This is a genomic window from Halomicrobium katesii DSM 19301, assembly GCF_000379085.1.
Lineage (GTDB): Archaea > Halobacteriota > Halobacteria > Halobacteriales > Haloarculaceae > Halomicrobium > Halomicrobium katesii.
Genome location: NZ_KB905378.1, coordinates 463,965 through 484,632, shown reverse-complemented (window position 1 = coordinate 484,632; position 20,668 = coordinate 463,965). Strand labels below are relative to the sequence as shown.

Annotated in this window: 23 protein-coding genes, 1 tRNA gene and 2 pseudogenes; 15 read left to right on the top strand and 11 right to left on the bottom strand. The window is 63.9% G+C overall.

Translation table 11 applies throughout. The features are described from left to right. The first annotated feature begins 38 nt into the window (after nt 1-38). Together HALKA_RS0102450 and HALKA_RS0102445 are read left to right on the top strand one after the other, a co-directional pair. Complete coding sequence (locus HALKA_RS0102450; RefSeq protein ID WP_018256505.1) at nt 39-413, top strand: hypothetical protein; 375 nt, start codon at nt 39-41, stop codon at nt 411-413. Between the two features lie 605 nt (nt 414-1,018). Then, nucleotides 1,019-1,399, top strand: coding sequence for a hypothetical protein (locus tag HALKA_RS0102445; protein ID WP_018256504.1), 381 nt, complete (start codon nt 1,019-1,021; stop codon nt 1,397-1,399). Nucleotides 1,400-1,790: 391 nt separating this feature from the next. Here the strand turns inward: HALKA_RS0102445 and HALKA_RS0102440 are convergent, their stop codons facing one another. After that, on the bottom strand, nt 1,791-3,773 hold the full coding sequence (locus tag HALKA_RS0102440) for an ABC transporter ATP-binding protein (RefSeq protein WP_018256503.1): 1,983 nt from the start codon (nt 3,771-3,773) through the stop codon (nt 1,791-1,793). Between the two features lie 185 nt (nt 3,774-3,958). Here HALKA_RS0102440 and HALKA_RS0102435 point away from each other — a divergent pair, with 185 nt between their 5' ends. Then, nucleotides 3,959-5,392: a response regulator gene (locus HALKA_RS0102435; RefSeq protein ID WP_018256502.1), complete on the top strand. Its 1,434-nt coding sequence runs from the start codon at nt 3,959-3,961 to the stop codon at nt 5,390-5,392. 106 nt (nt 5,393-5,498) lie between these two features. Here the strand turns inward: HALKA_RS0102435 and HALKA_RS22330 are convergent, their stop codons facing one another. Both HALKA_RS22330 and HALKA_RS22325 read right to left on the bottom strand, forming a co-directional pair. After that, nucleotides 5,499-5,831 (bottom strand): DUF192 domain-containing protein, encoded by a 333-nt coding sequence (locus HALKA_RS22330; RefSeq protein WP_245545414.1) that lies wholly within the window; start codon nt 5,829-5,831, stop codon nt 5,499-5,501. Between the two features lie 165 nt (nt 5,832-5,996). Beyond that, a pseudogene (locus tag HALKA_RS22325) lies at nt 5,997-6,482 on the bottom strand (DUF192 domain-containing protein); the annotation flags it as partial. Between the two features lie 86 nt (nt 6,483-6,568). On the opposite strand from HALKA_RS22325, the gene HALKA_RS0102425 reads away from it, so the two are divergent. Then, nucleotides 6,569-6,641 (top strand) — tRNA-Val (locus HALKA_RS0102425). Nucleotides 6,642-6,844: 203 nt separating this feature from the next. Here the strand turns inward: HALKA_RS0102425 and HALKA_RS21250 are convergent. Together HALKA_RS21250 and HALKA_RS0102415 are read right to left on the bottom strand one after the other, a co-directional pair. Further along, nucleotides 6,845-7,012, bottom strand: coding sequence for a hypothetical protein (locus tag HALKA_RS21250; protein ID WP_018256500.1), 168 nt, complete (start codon nt 7,010-7,012; stop codon nt 6,845-6,847). Continuing rightward, the gene (locus tag HALKA_RS0102415) at nt 7,012-7,197 is read right to left on the bottom strand and encodes a hypothetical protein (RefSeq protein ID WP_012807948.1); all 186 of its coding nucleotides are present in this window, start codon (nt 7,195-7,197) and stop codon (nt 7,012-7,014) included. Before HALKA_RS0102415 ends, HALKA_RS21250 begins: the two co-directional genes overlap by 1 nt. Nucleotides 7,198-7,360: 163 nt before the next feature. Here HALKA_RS0102415 and HALKA_RS20715 point away from each other — a divergent pair, with 163 nt between their 5' ends. The 4 genes from HALKA_RS20715 (at nt 7,361) to HALKA_RS0102400 (ending at nt 10,250) form a co-directional block, all read left to right on the top strand. After that, complete coding sequence (locus HALKA_RS20715) at nt 7,361-8,293, top strand: hypothetical protein (protein WP_155119351.1); 933 nt, start codon at nt 7,361-7,363, stop codon at nt 8,291-8,293. A 35-nt stretch (nt 8,294-8,328) separates the two neighbouring features. After that, nucleotides 8,329-8,508, top strand: a complete 180-nt coding sequence (locus HALKA_RS0102410; protein ID WP_018256499.1) for a hypothetical protein — start codon at nt 8,329-8,331, stop codon at nt 8,506-8,508. 64 nt (nt 8,509-8,572) lie between these two features. Continuing rightward, nucleotides 8,573-9,535, top strand: a complete 963-nt coding sequence (locus HALKA_RS0102405; RefSeq protein ID WP_018256498.1) for a beta propeller repeat protein — start codon at nt 8,573-8,575, stop codon at nt 9,533-9,535. Between the two features lie 70 nt (nt 9,536-9,605). Continuing rightward, a complete protein-coding gene (locus HALKA_RS0102400; RefSeq protein WP_018256497.1) occupies nt 9,606-10,250 on the top strand; it encodes an HVO_2922 family protein in 645 nt (214 codons plus the stop codon). Between the two features lie 18 nt (nt 10,251-10,268). Here HALKA_RS0102400 and HALKA_RS0102395 read toward each other — a convergent pair whose 3' ends face one another. From HALKA_RS0102395 to HALKA_RS0102385, 3 genes are all read right to left on the bottom strand, one after another. After that, a complete protein-coding gene (locus HALKA_RS0102395) occupies nt 10,269-11,729 on the bottom strand; it encodes an aryl-sulfate sulfotransferase (protein WP_018256496.1) in 1,461 nt (486 codons plus the stop codon). A gap of 72 nt (nt 11,730-11,801) precedes the next feature. Beyond that, a complete protein-coding gene (locus HALKA_RS0102390) occupies nt 11,802-12,533 on the bottom strand; it encodes a sugar phosphate isomerase/epimerase family protein (protein WP_018256495.1) in 732 nt (243 codons plus the stop codon). A 68-nt stretch (nt 12,534-12,601) separates the two neighbouring features. Continuing rightward, nucleotides 12,602-13,492, bottom strand: a complete 891-nt coding sequence (locus HALKA_RS0102385; protein WP_018256494.1) for a winged helix-turn-helix domain-containing protein — start codon at nt 13,490-13,492, stop codon at nt 12,602-12,604. A 158-nt stretch (nt 13,493-13,650) separates the two neighbouring features. On the opposite strand from HALKA_RS0102385, the gene HALKA_RS0102380 reads away from it, so the two are divergent. Next, nucleotides 13,651-14,130: an RNA-binding protein gene (locus HALKA_RS0102380; RefSeq protein ID WP_018256493.1), complete on the top strand. Its 480-nt coding sequence runs from the start codon at nt 13,651-13,653 to the stop codon at nt 14,128-14,130. A gap of 728 nt (nt 14,131-14,858) precedes the next feature. On the opposite strand, the gene HALKA_RS0102375 is transcribed toward HALKA_RS0102380, so the two are convergent. After that, nucleotides 14,859-15,245 carry a hypothetical protein gene (locus HALKA_RS0102375; protein WP_018256492.1) on the bottom strand — a complete coding sequence of 129 codons (387 nt, stop codon included), beginning with the start codon at nt 15,243-15,245 and terminating at the stop codon, nt 14,859-14,861. 73 nt (nt 15,246-15,318) lie between these two features. Between HALKA_RS0102375 and HALKA_RS0102370 the strand changes: the two genes are divergently transcribed. The 3 genes from HALKA_RS0102370 (at nt 15,319) to HALKA_RS0102360 (ending at nt 17,267) form a co-directional block, all read left to right on the top strand. Beyond that, on the top strand, nt 15,319-16,404 hold the full coding sequence (locus HALKA_RS0102370; protein WP_018256491.1) for a geranylgeranyl reductase family protein: 1,086 nt from the start codon (nt 15,319-15,321) through the stop codon (nt 16,402-16,404). A gap of 258 nt (nt 16,405-16,662) precedes the next feature. Next, nucleotides 16,663-16,887, top strand: coding sequence for an antitoxin VapB family protein (locus HALKA_RS0102365; RefSeq protein ID WP_012807798.1), 225 nt, complete (start codon nt 16,663-16,665; stop codon nt 16,885-16,887). Further along, nucleotides 16,884-17,267 carry a type II toxin-antitoxin system VapC family toxin gene (locus tag HALKA_RS0102360; RefSeq protein WP_018256490.1) on the top strand — a complete coding sequence of 128 codons (384 nt, stop codon included), beginning with the start codon at nt 16,884-16,886 and terminating at the stop codon, nt 17,265-17,267. Before HALKA_RS0102365 ends, HALKA_RS0102360 begins: the two co-directional genes overlap by 4 nt. Before the next feature lie 36 nt (nt 17,268-17,303). Here HALKA_RS0102360 and ygfZ read toward each other — a convergent pair whose 3' ends face one another. Beyond that, on the bottom strand, nt 17,304-18,392 hold the full coding sequence (ygfZ, locus tag HALKA_RS0102355) for a CAF17-like 4Fe-4S cluster assembly/insertion protein YgfZ (protein WP_018256489.1): 1,089 nt from the start codon (nt 18,390-18,392) through the stop codon (nt 17,304-17,306). A gap of 132 nt (nt 18,393-18,524) precedes the next feature. Between ygfZ and HALKA_RS0102350 the strand changes: the two genes are divergently transcribed. The 3 genes and pseudogenes from HALKA_RS0102350 to HALKA_RS22085 all read left to right on the top strand — a co-directional run bounded on the left by HALKA_RS0102350 (nt 18,525) and on the right by HALKA_RS22085 (nt 20,279). Further along, nucleotides 18,525-19,496, top strand: a complete 972-nt coding sequence (locus HALKA_RS0102350) for a hypothetical protein (RefSeq protein ID WP_018256488.1) — start codon at nt 18,525-18,527, stop codon at nt 19,494-19,496. Nucleotides 19,497-19,668: 172 nt separating this feature from the next. Continuing rightward, nucleotides 19,669-20,058: pseudogene (locus tag HALKA_RS18985) on the top strand (aldo/keto reductase); the annotation flags it as partial. 98 nt (nt 20,059-20,156) lie between these two features. Then, nucleotides 20,157-20,279, top strand: coding sequence for a hypothetical protein (locus HALKA_RS22085; RefSeq protein WP_018256486.1), 123 nt, complete (start codon nt 20,157-20,159; stop codon nt 20,277-20,279). A gap of 73 nt (nt 20,280-20,352) precedes the next feature. On the opposite strand, the gene HALKA_RS0102335 is transcribed toward HALKA_RS22085, so the two are convergent. Then, nucleotides 20,353-20,646, bottom strand: a complete 294-nt coding sequence (locus tag HALKA_RS0102335) for a WNWW family protein (RefSeq protein WP_018256485.1) — start codon at nt 20,644-20,646, stop codon at nt 20,353-20,355. Nucleotides 20,647-20,668 lie beyond the last annotated feature (22 nt).

Genomic DNA, 20,668 nt, shown 5'->3' with positions numbered 1-20,668 from the left:
TGGAAATCTATATTTCCTATGAGTGAGTTCGTAATATAATGAACGAGCGCACCAGCAAGGCGGTGGCGTTCCTTGGGCTTAGCGGATCAGTGTCATTTTTGCGGATCGTTCCCACGGTCGAATCCGCCGCGCATCTCTCAGCTATCGCGTGGGTGCCGGAGGTGACTCTCGGTCTGCTGTGGGCAGCGACAGGTGTCGTCGGTGCCCTGGGTGAACTGAGCGGTTCGGGTATTGACGGTCGTGACAGTGATCAGTTACCAAGTTACGTCTGGGGGTGGGCTAGCCTGTTCGTCGCCATCTTCATCGTCGGCCTCGGGTTCGGCTATCTCACGGACGATTACCTGCGATTCGGAGCTGAGTTAGTTGCTCCGATCGGTGCTCTGATCACGTACTTCGCCCACCGATATCGGTGACGGCCGGGTGCTATAGTAACAATTGATACGGAAAGTTGTAGGTCTTTACCAGATCGACCGCACGCCGTCGTGCGGTCAACTGGGTAAACGCCTACAACCGTCCGTATGAAACGATTTACACACCGATCGCACTGTCGTCGTGCGATCGGGTGTGCATTGGTTTTCAATGGCTACTATAGCAAACTTCCGCCTACCCTTCTGTTTCGGTTGGTGCAGCGTGTTCGCACAGAATGTCGCTCAGCAGTCTCTTTTATACGGATTATTGTAGGTGCGTACCGGTGATCGTCGCCACGGGGTAGACGATCACCGGTACGCACCTACAATAAACCGTATCAGTCGTCCTCCACGACCTCGGCGTTGACCTGCGGGGAGCGTTCGGTCGTGCGCCGGACGAATTCTTTGGGGAGTTCGTTGATCGACGCTGGTGGACATAGTAGCCACTTCCCACATCCTATATGTACCCATTTACAACGCTCTGGTTTTATATCCTTCAACAAGTATACATTTATACAACAAATGTCTCTCGACAATAGCAGTTCGACCAGACGGGCATCCCTCAACCGCCCAGAACTATTCTCTCTCTGGGCAAGAACACCTGTAATACGATGAACGAGCACACCCAGAAAGCGGTGGCGTTCCTTGCCGTTGGAGGATCAATGTTATTTATGCAGGTCCTTCCGGTGATCGAATCTATTGCAGACTCACCAGCGATTACGTGGGTGCCGGAGCTGACTATTGGTCTGCTGTGGGGGATGTCCGGCGTCGTCGCCGCCCTGGGTGCGCTGACCGGTTCAGATATCGACCGTCGTGACGACAATAAGCTACCGAGGTACGCCTGGGGTTTCGCCGGCCTGCTCGTCGTGACGTTGATCCTCGGCCTCGCGTTCGTCTATATGACGGGAAATCTCGCGCGATTTGCGGTCGATTTAGTTGCTCCGGTCGTTGGTCTCGTCGTGATTGCGTACTTCGCTCTCCGATCTCGCTGATCGACGAGAGTGGCAAACAGCCAGACTCTCTTCCCCGATTCGGTCGATTCAGATCGGCTGCTGTAACAGGGCGGCGAAGCCACTCCAGCAGGCGTTTTCGAGCAGGATATCCCTCTCGACTGATACTGCCGGCTGTAAGTCTGTACAGAATTTCGCGACCCCGTGGTCGCGAATATCTTGAAACAGTTACAGCCGGCAGTATGAGCTGTCGCGGAAATCTCGCCCGACGAGCGGGCGTCGGGTGCGCCGACGAGAGCCGTTAGTCGCCCGCGCCGGCTTTGGCGTTGACGCTCGATGAACGAGCGTCGGGTGCGCCGGCGAGAGCCGTTAGTCGCCCGCGCCGGCTTTGGCGTTGACGCTCGATGAACGAGCGTCGGGTGCACCGGCGAGATCAGTCGTCGTCCCCGACCTCCGCATCCACCTGCGAGCGGCGCTCGGTGGCGCGCCGGACGAACTCTTCGGGGAGTTCGTCGATCTCGCCGGCCTGGACGGCCCAGAGGTTGGCGTACAGGCCGTCCTCGGCGAGCAGGTCGTCGTGGGAGCCGCGTTCGACGACCGAGCCGTCTTCGAGGACGACGATCTGGTCGGCATCCTTGACCGTCGAGAGGCGGTGAGCGATAGTGAAGGTGGTTCGGTCGGCGGTGAGCCGGTCCAGCGAGCGCTGGATCAGCATCTCCGTCTCCGTGTCCACGTCGCTGGTGGCCTCGTCGAGGACGAGAATCTCGGGGTCTTTGAGGATCGCGCGGGCGATGGCGACGCGCTGGCGCTGCCCCCCAGAGAGCTTGACGCCGCGTTCGCCGACCATCGTCTCGTAGCCGTCGGGGAGGTTCTGGATGTAGCCGTGGGCCTCGGCGGCCTTGGCCGCCTCGCGGATCTCCTCGTCGGTGGCGTCGAAGCTCCCGTAGGCGATGTTGTCACGGACAGTGCCGTGAAAGAGGAACGTCTCCTGGCTGACGTAGCCGATCGCGTCCCGCAGGCTCGGGATGGTCACGTCGCACACGTCCTGGCCGTCGATCCTGACCGCGCCGTCGTTCACGTCGTACATCCGCATCAGGAGCTTCATCACGGTCGACTTGCCCGCGCCCGTCGGCCCGACGAGTGCGAGCGTGTCGCCGCCGTCGACGGTGAAAGACACGTCGTCGAGGATGACCTCGTCGTCGGCGGGATCGGTTCCCTCCCCGCTCGACTGTTCGGAGACGCTCTGCGTCTCCCCGTAGCCGAAGGTGACCCCATCGTACTCGACTTCCCCGTCGGTGACCGCCAGCTCCTCGGCGTCGTCGGTCTCCTCGATGAGGCTGGGCGTGTTCATCAGACCGAAGATGCGCTCGGCCGATGCGTAGGCCCGCTGGTACATGTTGATGATCTGCCCGAACTGCGCCATCGGCCAGATGAACCGCTGTGAGAGGAGGATGAAGACGACGAACTCTCCCTCGGAGAGCGTCCCGGTGAAGATCCACGGCCCCTCGCCGCTGTACACCCAGAGCCCGCCGACGAGGAAGGTGATGACGAAGCCCACGCCAGCGAGGACGCGCAGTCCCGGGAAGAACTTGATCCGGGTCGTGATCGCGCCCCAGTTCGCGTCGAAGTAGTCGCGGGAGGTGTCCTCGACGCGATCGGACTCGTAGCTCTCGGTGCTGTAGGTCTTGATGACCTGCACGCCGCCGAGGTTGTTCTCCAGCCGGGAGTTGAGCTGGCCGACAGAGGAGCGCACGTCGGCGTACTTGGGCTGGATCGCCTTGATGAATCGGTAAGTGAAGAACGCGATGGCCGGGACGATCACCAGCGTCAGGAGTGCGAGCTGCCAGTTGTAGTAAAAGAGGATCGCCGAGATCCCCAGGACCATCACCGACAGCCGGAACGCCGAGTTCATCCCGTCGTTGAGGAACCGTTCGAGGCGGTTCACGTCGTTCGAGAGGACCGACATCATCTCGCCGGTCTGCTTGTCGGCGAAGAAGTCCATGTTGAGCCGCTGCATCCGGTCGTAGGTGTCGGTCCGGACGGCGTGTTGGATGCGCTGGGCGAAGGCGTTCCACCCCCAGTTTCGGGTCCAGTGAAAGCCAGCGCCGAGGATGAACGCGCCAGCGATGATGCTCGACGCGAGTATCACCTGGGACTCGGGATCAGAGGCGTACGCCGATAGATCGACTGGACCGAGTGCGAACGGGCGGTCGTTCCGAAAGATCGCGTCGACGGCGACGCCGAGCAACACCGGCGGCAACAAATCGAGCAGTCGCGCGGCGATACTACTCAGTAGGCCGACCGTGAACGCGCCGGTGTTGTCCCGGCCGTATTCGGCGAACAGCCGGCGCATCGGGTGATCGACGTTTTCGCGAACGTCCTCGAAGGCGTCGTCGTCCCCGGCGTCGACATCCATGCTCGCTTATCAATGGTGCTGGCCTCAAAAGGTCGTCGTATGGGAGAAAGACAGCGGGCACAGCAAGCACGTGAGGGGCCACTACGGCAGTCACGCGGAGAAACCAGTGTCACGGTCGTGTGCCCGTTATCATTCGAGATAGAGTGAGGGAACGTGTTAACTTGCTCTTGGGACAACGAAGGGTAATGAATTTGGCACCCGTCGCAACGATTCTCGTTGTCGACGATAGCGATTTCTTCCTCGAAATAACGTCGGAGACGCTCGAAGAGAAACACGGCCTCAACACGCGGACGGCGAGTACCGGATCGGAAGCGTTAGCAGTGATGCGCGACCAGCAGATCGACTGCGTCGTGAGCGATTACGAGATGCCATCGATGGACGGGCTGGAACTCCACAAGGCGATTGACGCGGAGTTCGACGTCCCGTTCATCCTGCTCACCGGTCAGGGTGACGAGACGGTCGCGAGCGAAGCGATCGGTGCCGGGATCGACGATTACCTGTTAAAAACCCGCATCATCGACGGGGAACAGCTCCAGTTACTCGCCAATCGAATCGACAACGTCGTCTCCCAGTATGAGGCCCGCCGCAAGTACGAACAACTGGTCGACAACACGCCGGACGAGATCGTGGAAGTCACGTCCGATGGAATGATCCTGTCCGCGAACACGTCGATGGCCAGTTCACACGGAATGACTCGGGAGCAGGTGATCGGCGAGCGGCTGTCGTCGGTCATCGATCCCGACGTGGCGGCCAAGCGTCTGGAGTACGGCCGCCGCGCGACCACTGCCGGAAGCGCCGTAACCTTTCAGGACAATATCGGCGTCCGCCAGTTTCACAATATCGTTACACCACGCAGGGAGACAGCCGATCACGAAACGGTCCAGTTCATCTCCAGAGATATCACCCAGCAGAAGCGACACGAACAGCAACTGGAGACGAAAACCGAAGAGCTGGCACTCATCAATCGCCTCGTTCGTCACGACATCAACAACGATGTCCAGCTTCTCATGGGATGGGCAGGAGCCGTCGCTCCCCACGTCGACGAGGACGGTGTCGAGTATCTCGAACGCATTCAGGACACCTGTGACCACATCGCGGAGCTTACGGCAAACGTCGGTGCGTTCACCGATGCGCTGGAGGAGAGCGGCGCGGTCGATTTCACTCCGATCGAACTCTCCGACGTGATCGCAAGCGAAGTCACCAAGTCCCAGCGCAGGTTCGAAGACGCGACCATCCGTGTAGAGGGGGCGCTTCCAACCGTCACCATCGAGGCGAACGGAGCGGTTCAGGCGGTGTTCGGGAACTTACTCTCGAATGCAGTCCATCACAACGAGACGGACGATCCACATATCACCGTGACCATGACAGTAACGGACACCGTTGCCCGCGTGACTGTTGCGGACAACGGTCCCGGTATCTCGGACGAGTTCAAACCAAGCGTCTTCGACAAAGACGAGATGGGGAAGGAGAGTGACGGAACCGGTATCGGACTGTACCTCGTCGAAACGCTCGTCGAGCAGTACGGGGGCGATATCTGGATCGATGACAACGATCCTCGGGGAGCGGCGTTCACAGTCGAATTGCCGAGATCTGACCTCGCTACCTATAGTAGCCATTGAAAATCAATGCATACCCGATCGCACGACGGCAGTGCGATCGGTGTGTAAATCGTTTCAATTGTTACTATAGGTTCGAGAACGGCAACAGCGACCGCCGACCCACAGATCACGAGGCGGCGGTGACGTTCGGGAGCCGCAGTCGGTCGCCGACGGAGACGCCGGTCTCGTTGGTCCAGCCGCGATTGACCTCCAGGACGTACTTGCCCTCACCCGGATACCGGCGCTCGTACTCGCCCTCGGGGACCGGCGCGTGGTGGATCCGGGTGACCGTCCCGTTGGCGGCGACGTAGACGATGTCCAGCGGGAACGACATCTCTCGCATCACGAACGCGTGCTCGCCGGTTTCGGGAAAGACGAACAGCATCCCCTCGTCGACGGCCAGCGAGTCGGTGTCGCTCAGCCCGGTGATGCGTTCGCTGCTGTTGTCTGCGATCGCCACCGAGACGGTCCCCAGCGGCGCACAGTCGTCGTCCAGTGCAGTCACGGTCGCGTTGTCCGGCGACGGCGTCCTCGTCGGCCCTGCGGGACACTCCGGCGTGGATGCCGTCGCCTGCTGATCGTCGACTCCCTCGCCGCTCACCGCGTCGTCGCTCGTCTCGCCGGGAATCGACACTCGGTCGCCGACGGAGACGCCGGTCTCGTTGGTCCAGCCGCGATTGACTTCCAGGACGTACTTGCCCTCGCCGCTGTACTCCTGGAGGTCGCTCTCGCTGGCTCCGTCGGCCGGCGTTGGCGCGTGGTGGATCCGCGTGATCGTCCCGTTCTCGGCCACGAAGACGATGTCCAGCGGGAACGACATCTCGCGCATCACGTAGCCGTGGCGCTCCTGTCGGTCGTGGACGAACACCATCCCCTCGTCGACGGTCAGCGACTCGGTCCGGCTGAGCCCGACGAGTCGCTGCTGCCACGTGTCGGCGATGCGGGCGTCGACCGCGCCGAGTTCCGTCCCGCCCTCGTCGACGACCGTCACTGTCGTCCGCTCGTCGCTCCCCGGATCGACGAACTGGAGCCAGACGCCCGACCAGACGACGAGCGCTCCGACGACGAGGAGCCCGATAGTCCCCCCGACGACCGCTGTCGACCGCTCCATGTTCGACCCCTGGGGTGTGATCCGGGTAACGCTGTCGCCTCCAGAGAGAAAGGGTTATTTTCCCGCATCGTTTCTCTGCCGGTGTCGGGCCCGTGGTCTAGTGGTTATGACGCTTCCCTTACAAGGAAGAGGCCGGTGGTTCAAATCCGCCCGGGCCCACTAACTTCTGTGCGAACGACAGTGAGCACGGCGTAGTGACAGCGAGGGCGGGTTTGAGCCCTGCGAGACCGAACGGAGTGAGTCTCGCTTCGGTTCAAATCCGCCCGGGCCCATTCTGCTGCGAACGACAGTGAGCAGCGAATGGCAGACGCGAATTTGCACCAGAGAGAGAAGCGACCGTCAGCGAGCGGACCGACCGTGGTTCACATCGCACCGGCGACGCCGCTGCCGATTGCGGCCCCACACTCGCCACAGGCGACGAGGTAGAACCGCTTGGAGGCGGTGAAAAAGCCCGTCGTCGAGTCCATGTCGACGAACTCCACGTCGTCTTGCTGGTCGAGCGTCGTCTCGCACTCGGGACAGTGGGCCATCAGACCGCACCTCCGTTCGACTTCGCACCGGCGACGCCACTGCCGATCGTCAGCCCGCAGGCGGCGCAGTTGGCCGTGTAGAACCGCTTGGAGGCTTTGATGAATCCGGTCGTCGCGTCGGTCTCGGCGAACTCGATGTCGTCGGCCGTTTCGAGTGGCGTCTGGCATTCAGGGCAGTGTACCATGCGACCGGGCCTGCGTCTGCCTGTGGTAAATGATTTTCGTATTATATATAGCGATGGGGATTGTGAAGGTCATATTATACTACATTTATATTTCTAATAAAACATCCATATATTAGTATACTAATAATCATGTTTAAGATAGTATAGTGCAATATTAAGATTGGTGTCTGACAAGAACCGACGGCAGGTACTTCAGACGCTCGCGGCTAGTACAACGGCTTTGGCGGGTGCCGGGGCTGTGAACGCTTCATCAAAAACACAAGCAGGCTATTCAGGAGACCCTCCCCAGATTACTGTGGATGAGATCAAAGGTAAGTCCAAATCCGATTTGCAAAAGCTGGTTTTAGCCTCTGATGTTTTCAAGCATGTGACTGAAAAAGTTCGAGAAGAGGAACGCATTGAGATTTTAGTTGAGGAGGCTGAGATCAAAAGCGTCGTACAGGAACGCCCTGATTCGTCTTCTGATGAGTTCCAAATTGTAAGTTTCCCGCTAAAAGTTCAAGGGAATGGCAAGTCAAAGAGACGGTCAACCGGAGGACGGCGATCTCGTGGTAGCGCCTCATTAATGAAAGGAGATCTGACGGTCAGAGTGCATAATGGTAATCCACTTGAGGCACTCGCAGCCATAAGAAGTCTGAATACAGACGGCCTCACCAAGGAAATTCAAACATTTCAGTCCACAAACCAAAAAACAGGGGTAGCTTCGGATGGGGAATCAAATGCCGTCCGTTCTGGGGGACACGAAGTATTCAATAACGAAAACGAACTCATTCTGGATGAAGAGACTTTATTAACCCCGGCAACTGCTGGATCAGAAGTGCAGATACAGGGAAGTTCAGTCTGTGAATTCTGTAAGGGCGTTGGAAACGTAATCTGTACTCTCGGTTGTGGAGTCGTAACTGGTGTAATCCTTGCTTCAACACCTATCGCCGCTCCAGCGAGCGTTGCGGCAGCCGCCGTGGTATCGGCATTCTGTGGTCTTGTAGTTCTATATAACGACACAGTTGGCAAGGCTGGCTGCGGAGCCGACTGGACCGTTGAACAAATATGTGCCGAGTTGTACAATAATTGTGAGGATGATGACCCGGTATATTAACCGAAGTTAAACACAAATCGCAGCGATACTCGATTATGGAGCCCAATCAAATTTTATTGAATCCGTTGCTTATATTCCTTTTATCGACCATCGGCTACTGCACCCTGTTCTGGTTTGTCAACACCCTCGTCCTCCATCAACCACCGATTACCGTGATCATGACCAGTATCGGCGCGGGGCTGGGCACAGGTATGGTTGCCTATCTCGCAAAGTAGGACTCTCGTGCCGGATTTTCCGCCACACCCAGAGCGGTTTGTCTGTGGGGCCGTAAGGTAGGATATGACCACCTGCTACGCTGCACTTGACGACCGACTGCTCGTGATCGCGGACGGTGACTGGACCGTTCGAGAGCGATCGGTGGCGGACTCGCTGGAGTGCATCGCGGCCGCTCCAGCCCGTCCCGAGCGGGTCTTCGTCGGGACCGTCGAGTCGGGGCTGGTCCGCAGTACCGACGGCGGCGACAGCTGGACGACGGCGCTTTCGACTGATGACCGGGTGACTGCCGTGACGGTCAGCCTGCACGATCCCGACGTGATCTGGGCCGGGACCGAGCCCTCGCGGGTGTACCGATCGACCGACGGCGGCGACTCCTGGAGCGAGCGATCCGGGTTGCAGTCCCTCCCCTCGGCGTCGCAGTGGTCGTTCCCGCCGCGACCCGAGACCCACCACGTACGCTGGATCGCGGTCGACCCGGCCGATCCCGACCGCCTCTACGTCGCCATCGAAGCGGGCGCGCTCGTCCGGACAGACGACGCGGGCGAGAGCTGGGAGGATCACCCGGACGGAGCGCGGCGAGACAACCACACGCTCGGGACCCACCCCGACGCGCCCGAACGCGTCTACACGGCGGCCGGCGACGGCTACGCCGAGTCGCGAGACCGCGGCGATACGTGGTCGTTCCCCCAGTCGGGACTCGATCACCGCTACGTCTGGGGACTGGCAGTCGGCGCGGACCCAGACGACGTCGTGGTGTCGGCGGCCACCGGTGCCCGCGATGCACACAGCACGGAGGGCGAGTCCTCCGTCTATCGGCGGACCGACGACGGCTGGGAGCGGGCGATGTCGGGACTGCCGGACCCCGACGGGCTCGCGCGGGCGGTGCTGGCCGCCCACGACGGACAGTTCTACGCCCTGACGAACCACGGGCTGTTCGCGAGCGACGACGGGAGGGCGTGGTCGGCGCTGGGGCTGGCCTGGCCCGACGAGTATCGACAGCTCCCCCGCGGGCTGGCCGTCGTCTGATCGCGACGCACCGAGGGGGCGTCGAAGAGAGGGCCACCACTATGTGTTTGCCACGTGACGATCAAATTGCATGTCAGAAGAGACCATCCACGAGTCCAGCGAGACGCGCAGTCGAAACGGGATCGCGTCGTACTTCCGGCGGCTCGCCCGCAGGTTCGCCACGGGCGAGCCCGCACCGGCCGACGAGGAACAGACGGTGACGGTGTCGGCACCGGCAGAAGCCGATCTGGCGGCGGAAGTCGAGCGCGAGGGCGAGGAGCTGAGCCTCGAGATCGAGGTGGCCTGGACCGAGGACGCTGACGCTGTCGACACCGACGCGGCCGCGAGCAAGGCGACGTTCGAGCTGTACGAGGACAGCGCCGAGGAGTGGCGCTGGCGGCTCGTCCACGACAACGGCAACGTCATCGCCGACGGCGGCGAGGGATACGCCTCGGCCCAGAAAGCAGAGCAGGGGGTAGAGAGCGTCCGCTCGAACGCGCCGGGCGCGAACGTGATCGACCAGTCGAAGGACGACGAGAGCCAGAACGGCGGGAGCGACGCGACCTTCGAGCTGTTCGCGGACACCGCCGGCCAGTGGCGCTGGCGGCTCGTCCACGACAACGGGAACATCATCGCGGACGGCGGACAGGGGTACTCCTCGAAGCAGAAGGCCAAGCAGGGACTACACAGCGTCAAGCAGAACGTCCGAGGAGCACAGGTCGAGCGCGAAGAGTAGGGCGACCGGCGGGTCCGCTCAGAACGGGAGTCGCCGCCGGAGCCCGCCGACGAGTCGCTTGCGCCGCACGATCGCTTCGCCGCCGGCCCAGCTCACCCCGAGCAGGCCCGCTCCAATGAGGAAGGCCGCGTCCCACGAGGAGAGCCAGACCGGACGGAACCACGGCATGTAGTGGCCCCACAGCTGTGCGAGGGCGTTCGCGGGACCGGACAGCAGCGTCCCCGAGAACGTCGCCTGGAGCCGGGACGGGAAGTCGAGGTTATCGCCGGTACCGGGGCGTAGACCCGCACTGCCCGAGAGTTCGTAGCTGCCGGTGGCGTTTTGCTGGCGGATCGTCGGGCCGTTGGACTCGTCGCCGGTCCCCCGCCGCTCGGCGTCGTACGGTCCCCAGGTGGCGTAGTACTCCCAGACGATCTCGCCGGTCGGCGTGACCTCGATCACGCGGTGGTTGAGGCTGTCGACGATCAGCGTGTTGCCGTTCGGGAGTCGGTCGGCGTCCCGGGGCCACTTGAGCGAGCCCGTCCCGACCTCCCAGGTCCGTTCCCACGAGCCGTTCAGGCGAGCGTACTCGACGACCCGATCGTTGCCGCTGTCGGCGACCAGCATCGTCGGCGTCCCGTTCTCGCCGACGAGGTAGTCGGGGTTGTGCTGTTCGTTGAGCACCGAGTAGTCGTCGTCACGACCCAGTCGCTGGACGATCTCGCCGGACCGTCGATCGACGACGATCGCCTGATCGAAGTTGCGCGGCGACAGGAGCAAGCGATGCTCGCCGACCTGGTCCACGTCGTTGAGGTGGCTCCAGTCGGCGTTCATACCGCCGTCGGTGTCGTTGTCGAAGTGCTCGCGGAGCCGCCAGCGCCAGGTGATCTCGTCGGTCGTCAGGTTGTAGACCACCACCTCGTCGTTGCTGACCTCGCTGGTCTCGTTCCAGGCCCGCATGTGGCCGATCACGAGTTCGTCCTCGCTGAGCATGTCGGCGTCGTGGGTGTCTTCGAAGGGGAAGCGCCGTTCCCAGACGCGCTCCCTGGTCTCGGGGTTCAGCTCGTAGATCAGCGTCTCGCCGCTGCGAGGCGAGACGACGAGCAGGTTCCCGTCGTCGAGCGGATCGACGTCGAAGAACCAGGCACCGGACCCCTGGCGGCTCTGGTAGGTCCAGTCCGTGCCCGCGCGTTCGTCGGCCGCGATCAGTCGAGCGGGCTTCTTGTCGTTGACCGAGCCCTCGAAGGTGTACCCCTGGACGCTGACGATCGTCGTGTTGTCGGCCGGCTGGGTCACCGTCCCGCGCTGGAGAGTGGTGTTGTCTGCCGGCGCGGACGTCGCTACGTTGGCCGCGACGACCGCCAGCAAGAGGCAGATCGTCGCCAGCAGCGCGAACCGGAGCCAGTCGGCGGCGGTAGCGTTCGCACGCGCCCGTGTGACGCGATCGGTCAGTCCTGTCCCGATCCGTCGACAGGCGGCGAGCAAGCCGTCGGAGAACACGGCGACAGCTACACCGACGGCACGTCTATACTTTTCGACTCTCCGGCCGCTCGCGGTCGCCCTCGACGGCGATCAGGACAGGAAGCGCTCGGCCGCGTGGTCGAGTTCGCCGACGGGATCGTCCTGTGATCCGTTCTCGTAGATGCGCCACTCGATGCCGGCCCGTTCGGCGGCGTCGAAGACGGCGTCGTAGTCCACGTCGCCCGTGCCGAAGGCGGCGTGGGCCGGCTCCGCGGCGTCGACGTGCGTGTCCGTGCAGTGCAGCAGGTCGATCCGGTCGGCGTGGCGGTCGATCACGTCCGCGGCGTCGACACCGGCGTAGGTCGCCAGCCCGGCGTCGAGTTCGAAGGCGACGCTGTCGGTCGCCTCGACGAGCACGTCGAAGGCCGTCCGACCGTCGATCTCGGCGAACTCGGCGTCGTGGTTGTGATACAGGAGCGGGTAGTCGTGATCCGCGAGCCGGTCGGCGAGCCCGTCGAGGCGGCGGGCCGTCTCGCGGATGCGCTCGACGGTGCCGAACGACTCGCTGTCGAGATAGGGAACCACGAGCCGTTCGGTCCGGAGCGAGCGGTACTGCTCGACGGTCGCCGCCAGATCGTCTTCGAGGGCGTCGACGGGGACGTGTGCGGCCGGCACCGCGAGCCCGGTCTCGTCGAGTGCCGTCCGGACGGCCTCGGGATCCGCCTCGGGGACGCGGTATGCGTACTCGACGCCGTCGAAGCCGGCCTCGGCGACGCGACCGAGGAGTTCGGGGACGGAACAGTCCATGTCACGGAGCGTGTACAGCTGGATGGCACTGGCCATTGACAGAGAGGTGAGAGGGGATCGCCTTCAGCGTTGGTCTACGTGTCACGCGAGCGACGGACGGGGCGTCACTCGGCGGGCGTCGCCGGATCGCGGCGCGTCTCGACGATTTCGAGATCGCCGTCGACGACGACGGCGAGTCGGTCGCCGTCGCGGGTCACGTCGACGCGGAGCCGCCAGGGATCGTCCTCGACGACGGTGACCGGATGGTCGTCGACGCACCAGTCGAGTCGCCAGTAGGGCGTCTGTGCGAGGTCGACGCCGTGGTCCTCGTAGAAGCTCACGACGGGCGACTGGTCGAGGAGTCCCAGCCCGACCGCCGAACAGAGTTCGTGGGCACACTGCCGACAGCGGTGGGTCGCCCGCACCGAGACGCCCAGACAGCAGTCCTCGCCGCGTCCGATCGTCGTCGCCATCCGGCCGTTACACTCCGGACAGACGCCGTCCTTGGCGAGACAGTGGAGGTGGCGCACGCGCTGGTCGAACGCGGACAGGATCTCCGCGTCGGTCCGGTCGTGGAGTCCCCCCGGCGGGAACGGATACTCGCCGTGGCCGTGCCCACACGCCGGGCAGGTGATCGACAGCTGTTCGTCGACGTAGTTGGCCGACAGCGTCGCACCACAGCGGACGCACGGATCGTCGATATCGATCTCGCGTTCCGGATGCTGGGTGAACGAGCCGGCGAAGATGGCCTGGACGATCCGCTCGCCCGCGGTCCGGAGCTCGTACCCGTCGTCGGTCTTGCGGACGAACTGGTCGGTCAGCTTCCCGAGGTGGTAGTTGAACTGCGCGCTGTCGGTCATCCCGACCTCGGCTCGGATCTCGGAGAAAGCGGCCGGCTCGTCGAGTCGCCACAGCGCTTCGAGGATCGAGAGGCGCGTCTCCTCGCCGACGATCGCGAAGGCGTCGGCCGGCGCGAGACAGTCCTCACAGTCCCGAAGATCGTCTGCCCTGCTCATACCCGACCGACGAGAGCGACGAAGTAAACTGTTCGCCAAAGCGGTTTTTTGTAGCACAGCTGTCGGGACCCGGGACGGTGCCGCCAGAACAGCGCCGCCCGACGAGGGCGCGGGCGGAGAACGGTCGATTTATCTCCGGTCCCCACGACGATGCGGGCATGAACGTCAAGTCGCGCCACCACCTCAGGGCCGACGAGATCGACGCCATCGAGGAGGCCGTGGCCGCGAACCTCGGCGTGGAACTGGACGCCGACACCTTCGAGAAAGTGGAGTTCGAGGACAGCGACTGGGACGTGGTGCTGGTCGACGGCGACCCGTTCGTGCTGTACGTCGACGACGAGCCGTTCCTCACCGTCGAGGGACTCAACGCGTACCCGCCGACAGACCACGTGGTCACCGTCGACAGCGGCGCGATCTCGTTCGTCTCTGACGGCGCAGACGTGATGCGGCCCGGCATCACCGAGGCCGACGACGGCATCGCCGCGGGCGATCTCGTCGCGATCAACGAGGAATCACACGGGAAGTTCCTCGCCGTCGGGCGCGCGAAGGCGAGCGGCGACGAGATGGTCGGCGACAGCGGGAAAGTCGTCGAGTCGATCCACCACGTGGGCGACGACCTCTTCGAGTTCTCCGTCTGATCCGGACGGTCACGGACGAGCGAAGCGAGTCCGCCTTTTCACCCATGTTTTGCGAGGAGCGGTCGCGCCAGCGACCCGACGAGTCAAAAGATGGTTGCGCGACGACCTCTTCGAGTTCTCCGTCTGATCCGGACGGTCCGGACGAGCGAAGCGAAACAGAAGCGCTGCTGTCAGTTCGGGGAGCCCCGCAGGTGGTAGTGTTCAGAGAAGCGACCGCGCTGGCTGATACTGTCGGCTGTAAGTCTGTACAGAATTTCGCGACTCCGTGGTCGCGAATCTCTTGAAACAGTTACAGCCGGCAGTATGAGTTGCAGACACCGAACGCCCTCGCGTCGCTCGCCCTTTCATCCGCCAGGCTCGTGGATAGCTCCACAGTCTGGGCCCTGGCGGATGGAAGAGCGAGGTTCGGTAGCCCGATCTGGGACGACACTATTCGACCGGAGAGAGAATATCCGCCACAGATCGGGCTATAGTAGCCATTGAAAGTCAATGCACACCTGATCGCACGACAGCAGTATGATCGGTATGTAAACCATTTCAATTGTTACTATAGCGGGCCGAGGGCTTTCCGTGCCTGATACGGAAAGTTGTAGGTCTTTACCAGATCGACCGCACGCCGTCGTGCGGTCGACTGGGTAAACGCCTACAACCGTCCGTATGAATCACGCTACTCTCTCTTATCTGAACACCGCCCAGACGAGGCACTCTCTTGAGGCGTTCGGTCGTCGCTACAGGGCGGTGACGGCGGCGTAGACGAGCGCCGTCAGGACGGTCGCCGAGACGGTGGCGTAGGTGAGGAGCTGGGCCGCGCGTTTCCGGTCGCGGGCGACGGCGTCGGTGTCGGCAACGCTGCCGGCGTCGTCGCTCGACCCGGAGAGGTCGTACCGTCCCAGGGCTCCGAAGGCGACGCAGAACCGAAAGTAGTCCTGGAAGACGCCGACGAAGCCGCCAAAGAGGAAGGCGAAGCTGCCGAGCACGTAGCGGTCCGGCAGTCCGAACCACAGCACCGCCGCGACGTAGGCCGCCGCGCCGAGGAAGCCGGCGATCCCGGCGACGCGTCGCTTGCGTCGTTCGTCCCGACCGATGTTACAGACGCCTGGCTGGTAGCCTGTCATGTGTGGCCTTCAGGAGTGGACCAGTAAAAGGGCAACTGACAAGCTATTTGTCTCGGCTGGCCGACCTGTCGGTATGCACGATTTCGTCGTCGTTGGCTGCGGGCCGGCGGGCGCGCGGTTCGCCCGGCGGGCGAGTGAGGCCGGCCACGACGTGCTCGCATTCGAGCAGGGGACCGTCGGCGAGCCACTCGCCTGCTCGGGCCACGTCAGCACCGACATCTGGGAGTTCGTCCCCGACGACGCCCGCGACGACCTCTTTCAAAACGAGATCCGCGGTGCCCGGTTCCATCGCGGTGGCCCCGACAGCGAGGCCCACCGTTTCTACAAGGACGAGGCGATCTCGAACGTCATCGACCGCGTCGGGCTGGATCGGCGACTGGCCGACTGCGCTCGCGAGGCCGGCGTCGATCTGCGGGAGGAGCACACGGTGCTCGACGTGACCGAACGCACCGACCACGTCACCGTCGAGGTCCGCGGTCCCGACGGGACGGAGACCCACGACGCGCGGATGGTCGCGGGGTGTGACGGCCCGCAGTCTCGCGTCCGGCGCGCGCTCGACCTGCCCGAACCCGGCGAACTCCTCCACGGGGTGCTCGGGTTCACCGAGGCGGTCGACCGCCAGCAGTTCGTCGACGTACACCTCTCCGTGCCGCGCTTCTTCGCGTGGCGCATTCCCCGCGGCGAGGCCGGCGTCGAGTACGGGCTGGCGACGCCGCCGGGCCACGACGTGAGCGAGCGCTTCGAGGCGTTCACCGCGGACTACGGCGTCGACACGGACCGGCGCTGCTCGGGGCTCATCCCGATCGGGCCGCCGAAGCGCGTGACCGGCCGCCGCTCGTTCCTGATCGGCGACGCCGCGGCCCAGACGAAGCCGTTCACCGGTGGCGGCATCCTCTATGGCATGACCGCCGCCGACCACGCGGCCCGCGAGATCGATCCCGACAGGCCGGGGACGCTGGGCGACTACGAGCGGGCCTGGCGCGACGACCTCCGGACCGACATCCGGCTGGGACACCTCGTCCGCGCCGGCTACTCGCTGCCCGGCGCGGTCCAGAAGGCGGGCATGAAAGCCTTCGAGGGCGAGATCGGCGTCCACATGGATCGCCCGTCGACGCTGTTCTCTCGTGAACAACTGAAAGCGCTGCTGACCCGGTCCTGAAGGCGCTCCATGACTGATACGGATTATTGTAGCGATTTACCGGTGATCGTCTACTCCGTGGCGACGATCACCGGCAAGCAACTACAATAAACCGTATGATACGGAAAGTTGTAGGTCTTTACCAGATCGACCGCACGCCGTCGTGCGGTCGACTGGGTAAACGCCTACAACCGTCCGTATGAGAGCCGCTGTTTTCATCGCCTGCCCAGCCGTGCGAGCGCGGAAAATATAACTGGGTGTACACCCACACGTACGTCTATGGGTACCAAGAGTCTCACGATCACGGACGAAGCGTACGAGCGATTACGGGAACACAAACGCGAGGACGAGAGTTTTACCGACGTGATCAACCGTCTCACCGGGAGTGATCGCGACGTGATGAAGGGGTTCGGGGCGATGAGCGGCGTCGACGGCTTTCGGGAAGCCGTCACGGCGACGCGTGACGATCTGGACGGCGACCTCCGAGAACGATCCGAGCGATGATCGCGTTCGACACCTGTTTTCTCCTGGATTACCTCGACGGCGTCGACGCTGCCGGGGCGTACCTCGAAGCCCACGAAGACAAGCCCCTCTTCGCGCCGTCGCTGGCGCTCTTCGAGGTGTATCGCGGGGCCGCTCGAACCGACGGTGTCGACGGGATCGAGCGCGTTGCGTCCGCGCTCGACTGGCTCGAACCGCTCCCGTTGTCCGAACCAGTGACGAGAGAGGCCGCTCTGATCGAAGCCGAACTCCTCGATGCCGGGGAGCGAATCAATCTCGGCGACACGCTCGTCGCTGGCGTCTGCCGACACAACGGGGCGTCGCTCGTCACGCGAGACGAACACTTCGAGCGGGTCTCTGCCCTCGAAACCGAGTCGTACTGATCTCCTCTCTCCAGTCGGTCGTCCGCTGGTCCTATCCTATCTCTCGTACCGCGGGAGCCGCGCGGACTCGTCCGAGCCGGTGACGAAGGGCAGGGCGGCCAGCTCGGCGTCCACTTCGCCGCCGTCGACCCGGACCGACAGCGTCCCGTCGGGGAGTTCGTAGTCGACCCGTGCGAGGGCGATCGGTTCCTCGCGGGTCGGGCTTTCGACGGCTCGCGTCACCGCGCCGACGCTGGCGTCGTCGACGAAGACCGCGGCCCCCGACTCGGGGACGGCACCACAGGTGAGGCCGACGAGTCGCTTCGAGGGTCGGCCGCGGTTGTGGACGCGCGAGACGACCTCCTGGCCGACGAAACAGCCCTTCTCGAAGTCGACGCCGTTCGCGAGGCCGACGACGTTCGGAATCTGGCCCTCGATCTCGGTGTCGAACAGCGGCGTCCCCGCCTCCAGGGTCAGCGCGTCCCACGTGTCGTAGCCGAAGGGAGCGGCGTTGAGACCGCGGTTCTCCAGGGTGTCGTACACGTCGCGGGCAACGTCGGCGCTGCAGACGACCTCGAACCCCTCCTCGCCGACCAGCCCGTCGCTGCGAACGACGGTCACTCCGGCGTCGACCATCGACCCGCGGACGAACGAGAGGGGCGTCTCGGGCGTCGCGGTCTTGTTGAGCACGCTCGCGATCTTCTCCGTCGCCTTGGGGCCGTGGACCCCGAAGACCGCGAACTCGTCGGTCGCGTCGGCGATCGTCACGTCCTGGATGAACGTCTTCTCGCGCCAGTCCTCGACGAGGGGATCGGCGCGGGCCGGCGGGACGAAAAGCAGCAGTCGCTCGCCCGCGTTGTAGACGTAGAGTTCGGTCTCGACGTGGCCCTGCGGGTCGAGCAGCAGCGAGTAGACCCCGTCGCCGTCGGCGGTCGGGACGCGGTTCGAGACGGCGTTGTCGACGAAGTCGACCCGGTCGTCGCCGCTGACCGTGACGACGCCGTACCCCATCTCGATCACGCCGACGACCTGCCGGACCGCCCGGTGGACTCGTTCGGGGCGACCGTAGTTGGCGACGACGCGGTTCCCGCCCACCGTCCGGAACGTCGCGCCGCGATCCTCGTGAACGCCCTCGATGACAGTCATTGCCCCAGAGTGGGTGCCTCGGCGAATTAAGGGTGGCGCACTCCGGCGTGCGAGCAGCGCGACTCGGACGCCCAGATTCTCCGGCCGAGATCGGTCACAACGCATTTGCCGGTCGGCGTGCCAGGCTCGCGTATGTCCCATTGGTCCCGCCGGTCCCTCCTGACAGCCGTCGGTCTCGCTGGCGTCGGTTCGCTGGCCGGCTGTGGCGCGCTCGAATCGACCGTCGACGCTCCACAGCTGTCCTACACGCTCTCGGTCGACGAGATCGGTGAGACGCTGCTCGACAGGGTCGGCTGGTCGCCCGACGACGGCGACGCGCCCTGGGCGGCCGAGCAACGCCGCCTCTACGACGCGGTCGTCGACGGCGAGCGATACACCACTGTCGGCTACGATCTGGTCCCCGACGAGCAGACCTACGTGGAACACGAGGGCACCTACTACGAACTCCACTCGACGCCGACCGACCTGCGCGAGGTCGAGCGGTCGGTCCTGCGACTGGAGTGGAGCGGCCGGCGCGACGAACTCGACGATCCGCCCGCGGCGATCGAGCGCGAGGACCTCCCGCCGATCGACGCCCGCGCCGTCTTCCCGGCGTACGTGGTCGCCCGCGCTCGCGAGCACGGCGGCGGCTACCCCCACGACATCGCCGAGGAGGGGGGCTACGTCTACCGGTTCCTCGACGACAGCGAGAGCGAGCTGGCTCCCGACCCGGACCACCGGTACGTCTCGGTCCACGACACGATCCTGGCGGTGTCGGTCACTCGCCGACGCCTCGAAGAACCGGTCTACACGGCGATGGCGATCGAGATCGCCGACACAGAGGCGGCCTTCGAGCGGGCCCTCGACGGCGCGCTGGTCGACGTTCGCGTCGACGAACAGTTCCCGGACGAGCAGCGGCGGCTGTTCCAGCGGGCCTCCGCGGGCGAGTACGAAGAGACGACGCCGCTGTCCGAGGAGTACCGCGGCCTGCTCCGGGCCCTGGAGCGCCACGACCTGCTGGACGCCGACCCCGAGCGCCAGCGCTCCCGGTTCGAGAGCGGTGTCTACCTGAAGTACGACGACCGGTTCTACCGCTTCGACGCGTACGTGAACCCGGCCGACTGACTGTCGAGCGGTACGGCCGAGTTCTCCGCGGTGGTTCGTGTTGCGTTCGCGCGCTTCGGGGCCACAATATGGGTGTCGTGAGACGAACGCTCATACGGACGGTTGTAGGCGTTTACCAGATCGACCGCACGACAGCGTGCGGTCGATCTGGTAAAGACCTACAACTTTCCGTATGATCGACCACGTCGGGCTCTCGAACGTCACCGTCGAGCAACTCGAACTCGCAGAGGAGATCGTCGAGATCGCGACGGTCCAAAACGAGTACAACGTCGCCAACCGCGAGGACGAGGCGGTCCTCGAAGCCTGCGAGCAGAAGGGCGTCGGTTTCGTCCCGTGGTTCCCGCTCGGGGCCGGCGACCTCGGCGAGAAGCGGTCGGTCGTCGAGGACGTGGCCCAGGCACACGATGCGACGCCGTACCAGATCGCACTGGCGTGGCTGCTGGCCCACTCCGACGTGACGCTTCCGATTCCCGGCACGTCGAGCGTCGACCACCTCGAACAGAACGTCGCCGCTTCGACGATCGAGCTGACGGCCGACGACTACAACCGTCTGACAGAGTGACTGGGCGGGCGAGCGGCGCGTGTCGACGTAGCGCCACCCGTGCGTATGTTACACATTCTCCACAAACATTCATTATGGATACGCCCTATTGGGTAGGTATGGCGACACGCCAGTCGACCACGACGCCGACGTATCACACGTGCAGCTGTGGCGAGCAGTTCGATAGCACGGACGCGCTTCTCGAACACGCGCGAGAAGCACACGGCCTCTCGGTATTCTGAGGTCGCTGGCAGCGATACCGCTTTTTTCGACGCCGAATCGACGAGCGACGCCGACCGACGGTGGATCGGCGTCTCACTCGGATTGATCGAGCCCGGCAACGTCCGGGCGGACGCGGAACCGTTCGTAGCCGCCGTGCGAGAGGTCCAGTGCCCCGAGCCACCAGTTCCACCGCTCGACGAGCGTGTGCTCCTCGGGCGCGTCGTCGAGGTTCGCCAGCACGTCCTCGACGGAGAGCGGATAGCCCAGGTCCCGCGCGATCCGACACGAGTCCGCGAGATCCTGGGCCTGTCGCGAGACGATCCGCCGGCTCCGCTCGTCGGCGTCGTAGCGATCGGCCAGCGCTTCGTCGAGTGCCTGTCTGTCCACACCGGCCCTCTAGTCTGGACTG

Bases quoted from the DNA above. Each gene is read 5' to 3' on its own strand.
- HALKA_RS0102415 (WP_012807948.1), bottom strand. From the start codon at position 7,197: ATGGTACACTGCCCTGAATGCCAGACGCCACTCGAAACGGCCGACGAC.
- HALKA_RS0102350 (WP_018256488.1), top strand. From the start codon at position 18,525: ATGTCCCATTGGTCCCGCCGGTCCCTCCTGACAGCCGTCGGTCTCGCT.
- HALKA_RS0102450 (WP_018256505.1), top strand. From the start codon at position 39: ATGAACGAGCGCACCAGCAAGGCGGTGGCGTTCCTTGGGCTTAGCGGA.
- HALKA_RS0102435 (WP_018256502.1), top strand. From the start codon at position 3,959: ATGAATTTGGCACCCGTCGCAACGATTCTCGTTGTCGACGATAGCGAT.
- HALKA_RS22085 (WP_018256486.1), top strand. From the start codon at position 20,157: ATGGCGACACGCCAGTCGACCACGACGCCGACGTATCACACGTGCAGC.
- HALKA_RS0102400 (WP_018256497.1), top strand. From the start codon at position 9,606: ATGTCAGAAGAGACCATCCACGAGTCCAGCGAGACGCGCAGTCGAAAC.
- HALKA_RS0102365 (WP_012807798.1), top strand. From the start codon at position 16,663: ATGGGTACCAAGAGTCTCACGATCACGGACGAAGCGTACGAGCGATTA.
- HALKA_RS0102390 (WP_018256495.1), bottom strand. From the start codon at position 12,533: ATGGCCAGTGCCATCCAGCTGTACACGCTCCGTGACATGGACTGTTCC.
- HALKA_RS0102405 (WP_018256498.1), top strand. From the start codon at position 8,573: ATGACCACCTGCTACGCTGCACTTGACGACCGACTGCTCGTGATCGCG.
- HALKA_RS0102370 (WP_018256491.1), top strand. From the start codon at position 15,319: ATGCACGATTTCGTCGTCGTTGGCTGCGGGCCGGCGGGCGCGCGGTTC.
- HALKA_RS0102385 (WP_018256494.1), bottom strand. From the start codon at position 13,492: ATGAGCAGGGCAGACGATCTTCGGGACTGTGAGGACTGTCTCGCGCCG.
- ygfZ (WP_018256489.1), bottom strand. From the start codon at position 18,392: ATGACTGTCATCGAGGGCGTTCACGAGGATCGCGGCGCGACGTTCCGG.
- HALKA_RS0102360 (WP_018256490.1), top strand. From the start codon at position 16,884: ATGATCGCGTTCGACACCTGTTTTCTCCTGGATTACCTCGACGGCGTC.
- HALKA_RS0102445 (WP_018256504.1), top strand. From the start codon at position 1,019: ATGAACGAGCACACCCAGAAAGCGGTGGCGTTCCTTGCCGTTGGAGGA.
- HALKA_RS0102440 (WP_018256503.1), bottom strand. From the start codon at position 3,773: ATGGATGTCGACGCCGGGGACGACGACGCCTTCGAGGACGTTCGCGAA.
- HALKA_RS21250 (WP_018256500.1), bottom strand. From the start codon at position 7,012: ATGGCCCACTGTCCCGAGTGCGAGACGACGCTCGACCAGCAAGACGAC.
- HALKA_RS0102375 (WP_018256492.1), bottom strand. From the start codon at position 15,245: ATGACAGGCTACCAGCCAGGCGTCTGTAACATCGGTCGGGACGAACGA.
- HALKA_RS0102410 (WP_018256499.1), top strand. From the start codon at position 8,329: ATGGAGCCCAATCAAATTTTATTGAATCCGTTGCTTATATTCCTTTTA.
- HALKA_RS0102380 (WP_018256493.1), top strand. From the start codon at position 13,651: ATGAACGTCAAGTCGCGCCACCACCTCAGGGCCGACGAGATCGACGCC.